Source organism: Streptomyces sp. NPDC102462, from assembly GCF_044765425.1.
Taxonomy (GTDB): domain Bacteria; phylum Actinomycetota; class Actinomycetes; order Streptomycetales; family Streptomycetaceae; genus Streptomyces.
In genome coordinates, this window is sequence record NZ_JBIWKB010000045.1 from 21,102 (window position 1) to 34,195 (window position 13,094).

At 71.0% G+C, this 13,094-nt stretch carries 11 protein-coding genes; 7 read left to right on the plus strand and 4 right to left on the minus strand.

Translation table 11 applies throughout. From position 1 onward, the window contains the following. The first annotated feature begins 127 nt into the window (after positions 1 to 127). Together ACIRFL_RS31030 and ACIRFL_RS31035 are read left to right on the plus strand one after the other, a co-directional pair. On the plus strand, positions 128 to 1,147 hold the full coding sequence (locus tag ACIRFL_RS31030) for a cation:proton antiporter (protein WP_404034855.1): 1,020 nt from the start codon (positions 128 to 130) through the stop codon (positions 1,145 to 1,147). Then, positions 1,144 to 1,728 carry a cation:proton antiporter gene (locus tag ACIRFL_RS31035; protein WP_404034857.1) on the plus strand — a complete coding sequence of 195 codons (585 nt, stop codon included), beginning with the start codon at positions 1,144 to 1,146 and terminating at the stop codon, positions 1,726 to 1,728. Before ACIRFL_RS31030 ends, ACIRFL_RS31035 begins: the two co-directional genes overlap by 4 nt. Before the next feature lie 144 nt (positions 1,729 to 1,872). On the opposite strand, the gene ACIRFL_RS31040 is transcribed toward ACIRFL_RS31035, so the two are convergent. Genes ACIRFL_RS31040 through ACIRFL_RS31055 form a run of 4 tightly spaced genes read right to left on the minus strand, consistent with a single transcriptional unit; the run spans position 1,873 to position 7,788 of the window. After that, positions 1,873 to 2,400 carry a hypothetical protein gene (locus tag ACIRFL_RS31040; protein ID WP_404034859.1) on the minus strand — a complete coding sequence of 176 codons (528 nt, stop codon included), beginning with the start codon at positions 2,398 to 2,400 and terminating at the stop codon, positions 1,873 to 1,875. Next, entirely contained in the window at positions 2,397 to 4,583 is a 2,187-nt protein-coding gene (locus ACIRFL_RS31045) for a hypothetical protein (protein WP_404034861.1), read from the minus strand. The genes ACIRFL_RS31040 and ACIRFL_RS31045 overlap by 4 nt, the downstream gene beginning before the upstream one ends. Next, entirely contained in the window at positions 4,580 to 6,379 is a 1,800-nt protein-coding gene (locus ACIRFL_RS31050; RefSeq protein WP_404034863.1) for a hypothetical protein, read from the minus strand. Before ACIRFL_RS31050 ends, ACIRFL_RS31045 begins: the two co-directional genes overlap by 4 nt. Continuing rightward, complete coding sequence (locus ACIRFL_RS31055; protein WP_404034865.1) at positions 6,376 to 7,788, minus strand: integrase; 1,413 nt, start codon at positions 7,786 to 7,788, stop codon at positions 6,376 to 6,378. The genes ACIRFL_RS31050 and ACIRFL_RS31055 overlap by 4 nt, the downstream gene beginning before the upstream one ends. A 185-nt stretch (positions 7,789 to 7,973) precedes the next feature. Between ACIRFL_RS31055 and ACIRFL_RS31060 the strand changes: the two genes are divergently transcribed. The 5 genes from ACIRFL_RS31060 to ACIRFL_RS31080 all read left to right on the plus strand — a co-directional run bounded on the left by ACIRFL_RS31060 (position 7,974) and on the right by ACIRFL_RS31080 (position 13,041). Continuing rightward, entirely contained in the window at positions 7,974 to 9,308 is a 1,335-nt protein-coding gene (locus ACIRFL_RS31060) for a hypothetical protein (RefSeq protein WP_404034867.1), read from the plus strand. A gap of 63 nt (positions 9,309 to 9,371) precedes the next feature. Next, complete coding sequence (locus tag ACIRFL_RS31065; RefSeq protein ID WP_404034869.1) at positions 9,372 to 10,331, plus strand: hypothetical protein; 960 nt, start codon at positions 9,372 to 9,374, stop codon at positions 10,329 to 10,331. Continuing rightward, positions 10,328 to 10,588: a hypothetical protein gene (locus tag ACIRFL_RS31070; protein ID WP_404034871.1), complete on the plus strand. Its 261-nt coding sequence runs from the start codon at positions 10,328 to 10,330 to the stop codon at positions 10,586 to 10,588. Before ACIRFL_RS31065 ends, ACIRFL_RS31070 begins: the two co-directional genes overlap by 4 nt. Positions 10,589 to 10,882: 294 nt before the next feature. Beyond that, positions 10,883 to 12,157: a DNA cytosine methyltransferase gene (locus ACIRFL_RS31075; RefSeq protein ID WP_404034873.1), complete on the plus strand. Its 1,275-nt coding sequence runs from the start codon at positions 10,883 to 10,885 to the stop codon at positions 12,155 to 12,157. 125 nt (positions 12,158 to 12,282) lie between these two features. Further along, the gene (locus ACIRFL_RS31080) at positions 12,283 to 13,041 is read left to right on the plus strand and encodes a hypothetical protein (protein WP_404034875.1); all 759 of its coding nucleotides are present in this window, start codon (positions 12,283 to 12,285) and stop codon (positions 13,039 to 13,041) included. The last annotated feature ends 53 nt before the right edge of the window (positions 13,042 to 13,094 follow it).

Sequence of the window (13,094 nt, forward strand, 5' to 3'; positions counted from 1 at the left end):
CGCCGACGAACGGCGCGGGCCCCACCGCGTGTGAACATGACTCTCCGCAGCACAACAGAGAGGCGCGCTACCGGCTGGCCGTCTCCGCTCACACCGCTCGCCCGACCCATCCCTGGGAGGAAGACTCATGGCCGCGCTCGAGTTCATCGTGATCCTCGGGTGCGCCCTGCTCGTCAGCGGGGCCCTCGCCCACCGGCTCCGGGTGGCCGCACCCGTCCTGCAACTGGCCGCTGGCGTCGCCCTCGGCTTTGTGCCCGCCCTGCGTGAGACGGAACTGCCGCCGGATGTGCTGCTGCTCGTCTTCCTGCCGGTGCTGCTGTACTGGGAGAGCGTGACCACCTCGCTGCGTGCGATCCGTCGGGACCTGCGCGGCATCGTGCTGACCGGCACGCTTCTGGTCGCCGTCACCGCCTGGGCCGTGGCCGCGCTCGCCCACGTGCTCGGTCTGCCGTGGGGCCCGGCCTGGGTGCTCGGCGCCGCCGTGGCGCCGACCGATGCCACCGCCGTCAGCGTCGCGTCTCGGCTGCTGCCCCAGCGCAACGTCACACTGCTGCGCGCCGAATCTCTCATCAACGACGGCACCGCACTGGTCGTCTACAGCCTCGCGGTCGGCGTCACCGTCGGCTCCGAGCACCTCAGCGTGGCCCACGTGAGCGGCCTGGTGGCGCTGTCCTACGGTGGTGGCCTCGCGGCCGGAGCGATGGTCGCGTGGCTCGGCATCCAGCTGCGGCGCCGGGTGCGCCAACTCGGCGACACGCTGCTGGACAACCTGACCATCATCCTGATCCCGTTCAGCGCCTACCTGGTGGCCGAGCAGTTCGAGGCGTCAGGCGTGCTCGCGGTGGTGGTGTGCGGGCTGATCATGAGCCAGGCCGGGCCGAGCCTGGGGCGGGCCGCGGCCCGACGGCAGACAGAGGCTTTCTGGTCGCTGGCGATGTACCTCCTGAACGGCGCCCTGTTCATCCTGGTCGGACTCGAAGCGCAAGCGGCGGTCCGCGCCCTGTCCGGCACCGCTCTGACCGAGGCCGTGGTGATGGTGGTGGCGGTGGCGTGTGCGCTGGTGATCGTCCGCTTTCTGTTCTGTTCACCACGGTGTACACCATCAGGGCGCTGGACCGGCGTCCGCAGCAGCGCGGACGACGGATGAGCCACCGAGCTCGGACTGTCAGCGCTCTGGCCGGCTTCCGCGGAGCCGTCTCCCTGGCCCTGGCCCTGTCCGTGCCATACACGCTCGACTCCGGCGCGCCGTTCCCCGACCGCGACACGATCGTCTTCGTCACCGCCGGTGTCGTGGTCGCCACCCTTGTAGTGCAGGGCCTGGTGCTTCCGGCCGTCGCCCGCTGGGCACAGCTGCCCCAGGACACGGACTCCGAGCAGGAGCTCGCCCTCGCCCGGACCGCAGCCTCCCGGGCCGCTTTGGACGCACTCCCCGCGACAGCGGCCGATCTCGGTACCGACGCCGAGATCACCGAGAGGCTGAAGACCGAGTACGAAACGCACCTGAGTACAGTGCACGCCGCCGGCGCCGCGAGCGACCCGGAGTCCGAACCTCTCCTGCGACGCCGGCGACAGGAGACCTCCCTGCGCCTGGCGCTCCTGGAACACAAGCGCTCCGCCGTCATCGCCCTGCGCGATAGGCACCGCATCGACGACGCCGTTCTGCTGCGAGTGCAGGAACAACTCGATGCAGAGGAGGTACGCCTCGCGCAGATGAGCCAGGACCAGTGACCGCCCCCGCGGGCCCCGATACCGGGGCCGGGCTCCGTGAGCAGGGGTCTACCACCACCTGTTTGGCGCCGCCAGCTGCATGGCACCGGGCGGAACAACGCCGAGGGGCACCCGGGAGGGTGCCCCTCGGCGTTGAGCCCGGGGTCAGGATCGGCGCCGGCGGGTCAGGTCGGGGACTGATGCCTGGGCGGCTACCTGGTGCTCCAGGGCCGCGTTGGTCTCCTTGAGCTTGCTGTTCTCGATCTCCAGGACGTGGACGATCCGGGCCAGGAGCTGCGCCTGTCCACGCAGATCGTCGCGTTCGGCGCGGACGCGGGCCAGGTCCTGCCGCTGCTTGGCCGCGCGGGCCCGCAGCGAGTCGGGCACGGCCTGAAGGACGGGACTGCGGGCCCTGACCAGGGCGTAGAACAGGTCCTTGAGGCCGGTGTGCTTGTGGGTGAGCTTGTTGCGGCGCAGTCCGGCTTCGGTGGCCAGGGAGACGATGGTCAGCTTTCCGTCGGAGTGCAGCGGGGCGCCGATCAGCAGGCGCACCATGGCGTCGGTGATTGCTCTGATCTCTGCGGCGTCCTCGGTGTCGGCGTGACCTTGGGCTTGGATGAGTGCCTCGCCGACGAGCTTGGCAAGCGCCACGCCGTCGCGCGGGCCGGTGACGTCTGCTGCGGGGGTGTTCATCGTCGCTCCTCGACTTCGGTGTCGGCCGACTGCTGTGCGTCGTGGCGGCGGATGATGGCGGTGAGATGGGCCTTGCGCTGCTGCTCGCGGGCGGCGATGGGATAGGGGTCAAGGCCGGCGTCGGCGTCCGCGTCAATCCGCTCCACCTCGGCCCGCAGGGCGGTGATCTGGCTGTCGGTGCGGCTGATATTCGCGCACGCCGGGTGGCAGCGTGAGTGGTCGGGAGTGTGACGGCCGCCGTCGCGCGCCCGGTCGCGGTCGGGGTTGCACAGCGCGGTGAAGGCGTCGTGGTTGCACGTCAGGAACGCCTTCGGGTCCTCGTAGACCTGGAGGCGGGGGTTTGCGACCAGCGCGCGCAGTTCGCGTTTGCCAAGGTAGGTCCCGGCGTAGCGGTCAGAGAACTCGGCGGCCGCGGCGCGGTAGCGCTCGGCGGCCGGGCCGCTGACCTTCTCGCCAGCAGCGATGCGTTCGCCAGCCTCGGTGAGGGTCTCGGCCAGGGCCAGGCCCTTCTCCTGGTCCAGGACCTCAAGCATGTCCGCCTTCGAGCGGCCCGCATAGGACTCCGACATGGCGGTGGCCGCGTGGCCGTACTGCACCGCGAGCGCGATCCGGCCGCCGGGCTGGCGGTAGATGAACCAAGCGATGGTGCGGCGGAAGCGGCGCAGAGTGACGGCACCATCAGGATCAGAAGGGATCAGCTCATGGGGCCGATCGTGGGCGGTAGCGAGCTGATTCGCCCAGGCGGTGAAGGCGCGGATCCGTTCCACGGCAGTGTCGGAGGACAGGCCGGTTCGGGGCATGCAGGTGCCCTTGGCGTACCGGTAGAGGGTCCGGGTGAAAAGCTGCTCGCCGACTTCGAGGTCCTCGACGACCGCGATGGCGCGCGCGACGGGCTCCAGCACGATCCACGGGTCCGCTCGCTCCTCTCCTTCGCCGATCGCGTTGCCGTCTTCGTCCAGCACCCCCTTGAAGTGCCGACCGCGGACCTCGAACCGGACGGTGCCGTCCTCGCGCTCCACGCGGGTGCAGCAGCCGCGGCGCAGGGCCAGGACCTCCTCGGGCCGCATGCCGGAGAGGTAGGCGCAGCAGATCAGGGCGGCGGTGGACAGATGCAGCACCAGAACGTCCACGTCGTCAAAGCCGATCTGCTCTCGCCACCGTGCGGCGCCGATCCGGGCGGTGAGCGGGACGTCGAGGAGTGGGGCGGGGCCGAAGTCCGTCGGAGTGAGCTCGTCGGACAGGATGCCGCGGGCGCGGGCGACCTGGGAGGTGGTGACGCCGAGGATGGCGGCCAGGAATGTGTTGGCCATCGGCGGCAATGCCCCACCGAAGCGGGCGCGCACGGCGGTGGCTCCCGGCGCGCCGCTGGCCGGCAGCTTCTCTCCGGTCGCGAGCAGGCCGCGCAGGTAGGTCACCGTGGTCTCGGTGCCGCCGAGCGGGGCGCGGTCGGGGATGGCGGCGAGGAGTCGGCGGTGCTCGCGGGCGGCGGCCAGGATGTCCGGGGACAGGTCCAGGACCGTACGCAGCGCCCACACCAGCAGCGGGGCCATGACGGCCGGGTGCACGATCGCCACGCTGTTCTCGCCGTTGGGGGTGTCGTCGTTGGTGCCGAGGAAGTCGGACATGACCGCGGCCGGGTCCTCCCACGGCGGCATGACCAGCCGGTCGCTCTCGGGCAGGTAGGGAGCGTAGGCCCACAGCCGCGAGATCACCCACAGGGCCTTGGCGTCGGTGCGCCACCGGCGGCCGAGCGGGCGCAGGTGCTCGGCGTAGGCCTCCAGGTCTCCGGTCGTGACCTGGGAGAGTTCGGCGATGCCGCGTCCGTCGAGCCAGGAGGCGAAGCGGATCCAGATCTGGAAGTTGTGGCGCAGCGTGCCCGGTTGGGAGGTGGAGCGCGCGGCCCGCTGCTGGAGCAGCACAGCCGGGGTCGGGATGTTCAGCTCGGCGAAGGCCGCGCGCATCAAGCCGGGCCGCAGCCCGGCGGGGCAGCGGCTCCAGTCGATGACCAGCGAGCGGTTCGACTCCTTGGGGCTGATCAGCGCCAGGCGCCACGCCAGGTCACGGAACCGCGGCAGCTGCTCTGGGTCGAAGCCGGGCCGCAGCCGGTTGAACGGGAGAACGAAGGTGTCCGGGGCCGGATCGACGACGTCCGGGCCAGCGGGGAGGGGCGAGGACGCGCTCACGGGTCGAGCCTCCGTTCCAGCATCGCGTGGATCAGCTCCCGCTCGCTCTCGGCGACGGCGGCGACCAGCTGGGGCCGCGCGTCGGTGGTGGTGTAAGTGGTCAGGAAGTCGCCGATCCGCACGTGGTGCGTTGCCCAGTCCGCGGCCCACACCGCCGACGTCACGGCCGACCGCAAGGACTCCAGCGCCTGGTGCAGGTAGGCGATGCGGGGCAGGTCACGGCCGGTGGCCACCGCGTTGCGGCAGGCGAAGCACAACAGGAACGACACCGCGCACGGCAACCCGGCCTGGCTGTGGTCGGAGTTGAGGAAGTCCGCGCACGAGGCGACCGGGGTGCGCAGCTGGCCGGCCACGATCCGACGCGCCACCTCCACGTCGATTCCGGCCTCCTTAACCACGAGCTCGGCACTCACGTCGCCGTCGGCGTCGATCTCCTCGACCAGGCGCATGGCGACCGTCTGCCGGGCGGAGGCCAGCGCCTGGGCCAGACCGAGCTCCACCGCGCCGCGCGAGGCCGCGCGGACGCCGTCGTCCCGTAGTTGGTAGTCCCGCTCGTGGGTGGCCTGGGTGTTGTTGCGGGCCCGGCCGTGGTGCGTCTGCGCGCTGTGGCGCAGCGCCTGGGAGTTCACTCGGGCGGGCAGGTCGACGCCTCCGGCGCGGACCTGCTGCTGCCAGCGCCGGATCGCCCCGTCCAGAGCGGCACCGAGCGCGTGGTCGCGCAGATTTTCGCCTCCGCCCAGGCCGCGGTGGCCGACCAGCAGCTTCGTCGTCGGGCGGCCCAGCGCCTCCAGGGTGGTCCTGGCCGGCGCGGTCAGCTCCAGCACGTGCCGCAGAGCCCGGCCGCTGGAGCCCTCGCCGACGTCGACGAGCGTGTTGCTCGCGTGCCGGCGACGTCCGCGCCGGGCCTTGTCCGTGTCGACCTGGTGCACGGCGGGGTCCTCGCGGTCCGCATTCGGCCACCAGGTGGGCACGTCCATCTTCTTGAGCACCGAGAGGTTCCATGCCTCGTGCGCGATCAGCAGCACGGCCGCCGCCCCGATCTCGGAGGGTGTCGCGAAAAGCCGGCTCAGTGAGGCGGCGTTGCCCTCAAAGCCGAATGCACGTTCCGCGTACGCGGTCACGGAGTGGTCGTTGCTGCTGTGGTAGCGCGGCAGGTCCCCGGTGCGGGCCAGCACGTCCAGCACCTCACCAAGCGGCCAGTCGCCGTCCCCGCGCTCGATCGCCCCTGCCCGCCACCGCTGCAGGACCGCGGTGTTCGCCGCGATCCGCAGCCGCCCGGCGCGCACCGTCGCGGCGGCCGCGTCCCGGATCCGGCGCAGTTCTTCCCGGGTGTGGGCCTGCTTGCGCGGGCGTCCGCGCCGAGCTGGCGGCCGGCGCCGCGGCGTCTGCAGGAAGATCCGGGTCGCGTCCGGCACTCCGCGTGCCCGCCGGACAACTGCGGCCAGGACCCGACGGTCGTGGAGGTCACCGGTCCACTGCTTCCACCACTCCACCGTGATCTGCCCGAGCGCAGTGATGGGCGGCTCGGCCGCCGCAGCGTCCTTGAACAGCAGCTTCAGCGTGCTGGCGTTCGTCTGGTAGGTGTACTCGCTGCCCCAGCCCTGGCCCTGCGCGGCCAACGCGGTTACCAGCGCTCGCCGGAAGTTGGCGGGCCCGGGACTGTCCCGGAAGTCGTACACGCCCAGCGGCCTCCCGGCGCCGCTGACCGGGCGGATGACCAGGCCGTCCGCGTCCAGCACCGGCGCCTTGCGGTGCTCCGCCGGCGGCAGCGCCGCCCGGCGCCCCCGCCCGCTCACACCGTGTCCAGGATCAGGCCCGTGCGCGCTGCCAGCTCCGCGATCTTCTCCGCGTTCACGGGGTTGTCGTCGTCGCCGAGCAGCGACTCCAGCTGCAGCCCGCGCACCGGCTCCAGGTACACGTCCCGGGTCACCTGCTCACTGCGGTGCCCGAGCATGTCCTTGACCATCAGCCAGACCTGCCCGTACACCTCCTCGTAGTGCAGGCGCTCGGCGGGCGTCAGCCCGAGCCGGCGGTCCAGCGCGTTGTGCAGCGCGATTAGCGTCCGCAGGGCCATGGAGTGCCGCAGCATCTTCGGTGTCGCGAAGACATCGAGCCCCGCGGCCGCGCACCGCTCGCTCGCCCGCTCGAAGACCTTCGTCCAGCTCGTGTACCGCAGCGGCAGCCCGCTCTCGGTCAGCCACAGCATCGCCGGCTCCAGGCCGTCCTCGCCCTCGACGAACAGCCGCATCCGCTCGGCGGCCGTCAGCCGCCCCAGCGCGCTCTCGCCCGTACGCCCGTCCCGGCTCCTCCACTGCACGCGGCCCGCCCGGTTGACCCTCTGGATGATGTCCAGGTCGGGCAGCCGGTCGTACACGCCGCGCCGCCGGGCGCGAGCCACCGCCAAGGCGCGCGTGCTCAACCGGTAGCCCTCCACGCGCTGGAGCGCCGGATGGCCGACATAGAAGGTGTAGCCGGCCCGCTTGGCCACGGCCTGGCCCACCCGGCCCGCGTAGTGGTTCCGCCGCCCGAGCGCCGGCAGCTCGCACAGCAGCAGGGTGCCACCCTCGCGGCGCCGCAGGCCGCTGGAGTACATCAGGTCGGCGTATGCCGTGTCCCGGCCGACCGAACGGCCGCGCCACGCCTCGTCCTCCAGGCCGCCCGGCAGCATGCCGCCGAGCCCGACGTTGCGCCACAGCCGAAAGGCCCGGGGCGACAGCCACTTCACATCCGAGGTCTTTACGTCTAACGGCGAGGCGAGCGTCACCGGGTTCGACGGTACGAGGCCGCGCTGGGCCGCGATGCCGTACAGCAGCTTCAATGCGGCCTGCTCCTTCGCCCACGTGCCGCCCTCGACCGGCGTCGGATTCGCCTGCCCTCGCCGGCGCCAGTCCTCCCAGTCCTCGACGTCGTCCTCCGACGCCTCGTCCCAGTCCAGCCCGCGCTGCCACAGGAACGTGAAGAACAGCCGGTAGAGGGGGGCGTACGTGACCTGCGTGCCCTGCGCCTTGGCAGAGAACGCCGAGCGTCGCAGGCACTCACTCAGCCGAGGATCGACCCGGCCATCCGGCGAGACGAGGATTGGCTGCCGCTCACGCAGCCCGAGCGCCCGCTCGCGCTCCTCCAAGTCCTCCCAGCCGGGCACGGGCCGGCCTTCTGCCGGAGTGCCTCCGTCGCCCACCCAGAACAGACGCCATTCGAACGCCACTTGACTCCCTCAGCCGCAACACGACATGAGGCAACACAGGGTATGTCCACAGAACATCGGTACGCGGCCTACATCGGGCCGCGCACCGGCCTCCGGCTCACCGCCACGTCCTACCCGTACCCGAAGGCCAACCAAGGGGGTGCCGCATGAGCGCCGCACCCCGTGCCGGTCGCGGCGGCGTCCCGGTGGTCATCAACTGGGGCCTGGGCGTGGACTCGACCGCGTTCCTGGTGAAGATGCTGGAAGACCCGGCCGCCCACGGCGTCGACTTGGCCCGCACCATGGTGATCCACCAGATCACGGGGAGCGAGTGGCCGAACACCTACGCTCACGCCGAGCAGTATGTGCTTCCGCTCCTGCGCGAGAGCCGGGTCCGGCTCGTGCAAGTCGCCCGGGCCAGCCGCGCGTTGGAGATCGCGGTCATGGACGACTCCCGCCAGCCTGAGCGGATAGTCCGGCGCGGGCCCTGGTCGTTGGAGGAGGACGAGTACGAGGCCAACGGCACCGTTCCCCAGCAGGGCGGCATCCGGCTCTGCAGCTTGCATGCCAAGGGCGAGGTCGGTGACGCACTGATCGCCCAGGAGATCGGCGACCAGCCGTTCCGCCAGGTGATGGGGTTCAACGCCGACGAGGTTCCCCGCAGCCTCCGAGACCGTGGTGCGAGCAAGAACCCCCTGCGCCAGGGCCTGTATCCCTTGATCGAATGGGGGTGGGGGCGCGAGCGGTGCGAGGCCTACCTGTACGAGCGGTTCGGCGTGCGGTGGGAGAAGAGCTACTGCACCTTTTGTTGCTTCCCGATCTCGATGGGCGCCATGGCGGCGCACCTGGACCGGATGCGCGCGCACCCGGCCATCGCCGGACGGGTGCTGCGCCTGGAGTACACGTCGGTGAGCCTCAATCCGAAGGCGAAGCTGTTCGGCCGGCACAGCCTGCTGGAGAAGTTCGACCCGAGCCGTTCCGCCGACCGTCCCGTCCTCGCGGCTTTCGAGGAGGAGCTCGCATGCCCGTGGGCGCTGTATCACGTGCGGCGGATCCTGCCGGTCGCGAAGGCGGACCCCGCTCGGCGCGGCCGGGCGCTGCGTTCGGTGGAGCGCGTCGACGTGGGCCGGGCAGCCGTTCTCGGCCGGCGGCTGCAGAGCGTCTCGGAGCGGCACAGCGTCCCCGTCGAGACCGACGAGCGCTACGGGCGGGTGCGGGCGTGGGTCCACCGTCGAGGGGAAGGCTTTCCGGCCGTGGAGGAGCTGATGGTCACGGCCCCGTTCCAGGTCCGGGACAAGCAGGTGCCGCACACTTCGAGCGGGAGTGGGCCGCGCACCGTCGGTTCCGGTCGTGACGCGGTCTGGGTGCCGGCGAGATTGACAGCCACCACCAAGAGCGTCATATTGATTACGCGAAACAAGCGGCAAAAGCGGTGGGCGGCGGAAGGCACCCTCTCACGAGGGTGTCGACCCAGGGCGGCAACCCCGACCGAACGTCCCGCCGACCACCTTCACCAACTCGACTCGCCCGCCGGCGCGTGAGCGCCGAAGGACCAAGAGGAGCAGGCCCTCAGTATAGGGCCGCGATCCGAACCGGAGAGTGCAATGTCCAAGGCCCTGAACCCGCAGCGCCGCATCGTCGGCGGCCGCGCGGTGGTCAACCGCGACTGGATCCGCGAGTTCACCGGCGCCAGCGTCGGCACCGCGGCCCGCTGGTACAAGATCCGGCTCGAGCAGCCGGAGGAGCACCGCCACCCGGAGAAGGAGCGCATCGACGGGAGCGACTTCTACGACGAGCAGCAGTTCCGCGACTTCTACACCTGGTTCCAGCAGGAGAAGGCGAACAAGGTCCTCAAGGCCGACCCCGAGCTGTACCAGGCCGACCCGGAGGACGTCGTCTCCATCAACACGGCCGCCAAGTGGCTGGGCTTCAACGGAGCCTCGGCCATCCGCAAGTACCTCAAGGACAACCCCGACTACTTCCCCAAGCCCCTCCCCGAGCCGGTCGAGGGCCCGACCGGCCGCATGATCCCCGGCTTCCGCGTCGGCGACCTGCAGGACTTCGACCGCAAGCGCACCGGGGACAAGCTCGGCAAGGCCGGCCGCCGTCCCGGGCCCCAGGCCGACGCGGCCGTCGGCCGGCCCTCCGCCCTCGAGGGGGCTCTCGCGGCCGAGCTGAGCGCCCACACCGGCGATGAGCCGCTCACCGCCACGCAGCTGGCCGAGCAGTACGCCGCCGAGGCGATCGACCGCGACGGCTACCACCCGGGGCTGGCCGCAGAGCTCAGCGTGCAGCACGGCGGACCGCAGAGGTCCTGGGAGTACGTCGTGCGCACCGCCCTCGAGCACCGCCCCGCGGCCGCGCCGGCACGCTCGGAAGCCGACCGGCGGGCGGCCGTCGCCCTGGCCGCCCTACGCGAGCGCGGCGACATCCGGGGACTCGCCGCCTCCCTCGCCCGCGAGCACGGAGGCAGCCCCGACGTCTGGTCGCGCGCAGTGAACGCCGCACGCGGGATCGCCGACTCGACCACTGATCGCCCCACGCCGAAGGACGAGTCCCGATGACCAGCTACCAGCTCCGCGACACCACCACCCGCCAGCTCCTCGCCCGCGACCTGGCCGACTACGACGCGGCCGAGACCGCCCTGGACCGCCTCGACGACGAACTGGAACACGACCTTGCGGCCAACGGCGAAGGCGCCGGCCGCATCCGGCTGCGCCTGGACGTCGAGCGGGTCACCGACGGCGCCACCGAGACCGTCGGCCACCACGTCCTGCTCCTCGGTGTGGACGACGTGCCAGACCTGCTGCCCGCCGTGTGATCGCCGCGCGGGAGACGGAATCACCACCTCGCGCGGCCGCGAGACGCCTGGCTGTGGCCCCCCGGTCTACCGGGGGGCCACAGCTGTGAGCAGGGTTGCCAACACCCAAAGGAGAGCGTATAATTGATTTTATGTTTCAGGCGGCAACCTGGAGCGGTCACCACTCGATTCAGGAGCAGACGTGATCACATCACCTCTCACTCCCGAAGAGCGCACCGTCTACTGGACGGTGGCGGTCTTCGACACGTGCGCCCGCGAGCATGGCAGCGGGCCAGTCCTCAAGGTGGCCTCCTAATGGCCGCTGCTGTGTCGTGGTCTGATCACTTCGCCGGTGGCGGTGGCGCCTGCGAGGGGCTGGAGCAGGTTCCGGGCACGGTGGTGGTGATGGCCGGCAACCACGCCCGGCACGCGGTCGCCACCTACGAGGCCAACCACCCCACCGTGCGGATGGACTGCGCGGATCTGTCGCAGGTGGTGCCGTCGGCGTGGCCGCGGACGAACGCCTTGTGGTCGTCTCCGGAGTGCACGTGGCACACGAAGGCGCAGGGCAAGCAGCGCGGGCACGGCGAGTTCGTCGACGGCCTGTTTTCCACCACCGGCACGGATGAGACGGCGATTCGCTCCCGGGCGACGATGCACTGCGTGCCGCGGTTCGCGGAGTACCACCAGTACCAGGCAATCGTGGTGGAGAACGTGGTGGAGGCCAGGCAATGGGGGCCTCGGCACAACCAGGGCGCCGCGTTCGACGCGTGGCTGACGTCGCTTCGGGTGTGGGGGTACCAGCACCGCATCCTGTACCTGAACAGTGCGCACATCGCGGGATACGGGCCAGCCGCGGCGTGCTCGCGGGACCGGATGTATGTGGTGCTGTGGCACGAGTCGGTGGGGCGTACGCCGGACTTCGACAAGTGGACCCGGCCGTGGGTGTCGTGTGCTCGGCACGGCCGTGTGCAGGCGATCCAGGGCTGGAAGTACACGAAGGCCTCGAGCCCGGAGCGTCCGTGGGGCAAGCACGGGGCGACGGCACAGTACGAGTGGAGGTGCCCGGATCACCGGTGCGCGACCACGGCGCTGTTGCCGATCGCGCGCCGGCCGGGAAGCGAGGCGGTGGACTGGTCGCGGCCAGGCCGGTTGGTCGGCGACCGGTATAGCCGGCATGCGCGGAATGCGAAGACCTGGGAGAAGATCCAGGACGGACATCGCGTGTACGAGGGTGCGCCGTTCATCGTGGAGATGCGTGGTGGCGGGTCGACGCATCGGCCGCTGTCGTCGCCGCTGTCGACCATCACCGCTGGCGGCAACCACCACCTGCTGGTCCACGGGGATGCTTCGGACGTCCGCCACCGGTACACACGGCTGCTGGACGTACACGAGCGGAAGGTGGCGATGGCCTTCCCGAAGGGGTACCAGCTGGTCACAACCGCGGAGACGAAGAAGGACCAACAAGACCAGCGGGTCTCCCTGGTCGGCATGGCGGTGACACCGAACGTGTCCCGCGACATCGGTTGCATGGTCTCCGAGTTCATCACCGGTGAGCCAATCGAGCCCGTCGCCCCGATGGCCGCCTGACCGCCCCCTCCCCCACCTCGGTGCGGGCGCCATCCCGGCCCCGTACCGCCGCTCAGCCCGTCGGCCAGGTGCGGCAACACCTGGCCGACGGTTCCACCAACTCGCCTTATGACAGGGAGTTCCCCATGTCCCAGCAGACGGCCCGCGGCCGCCGAGCTCTGTCCGTTCGCCGACACGTCGTCCAGTTCAGTGGCGGCATCGGGTCCTTCGCCGTCGCGGTATGGGTCGCCCGGAAGTACGGCACCCGCAACCTCACCCTCCTGATCGCCGACACGGGCATCGGGGACGACGATCTGTGGAGGTTCGCCGACGACACCAGCAGGCTTCTCGGTGTGCCGCTCACGAAGGTCGCCGATGGTCGTACCCCGTGGGAGGTTTTCCGCGACGTCCGGTTCCTCGGCAACGACCGGCTGGCTCCCTGCACGCGCCTGCTCAAGCAGGTGCCCTGCCGGGAGTGGATGGAGCAGCACGCCGACCCCGCCGACACGCTGGTGTACGTGGGGATCGAGAACAATCGGCGCAATCGGGCTCGGATCCCGGCGATCGCCCGGAACTGGAAGCCCTGGGTCACACGCTTCCCGCTGTGCGGGAAATGGGAGCCGGCCCGGACCAAGGAGCAACTCTTGGACGAGGCCCGGGCCCTGGGCGTCGCGCCGCCCCGCCTGTACGAGCTCGGGTTCAGCCACAACAACTGTGGAGGCACGTGCGTGCGCGCGGGCCAGCGGCAGTGGAAGCACTTGCTGGAGGTCCTGCCCGAGCGGTACGCGTATGCCCAGGAGCGGGAGGAGGAACTGCGGCAACTGCTCGGCGACGTCAGCATCCTCCGTCGTCGCCGTGGCGGCGAGGGCCGGCCCCTCCCGCTGAGCCTGCTGCGCGAGGAATAGCGGGTGCTCAGCGCAACGCCCCAGGCAGGTGGCCTGGGGCGTCTGCGTTCACG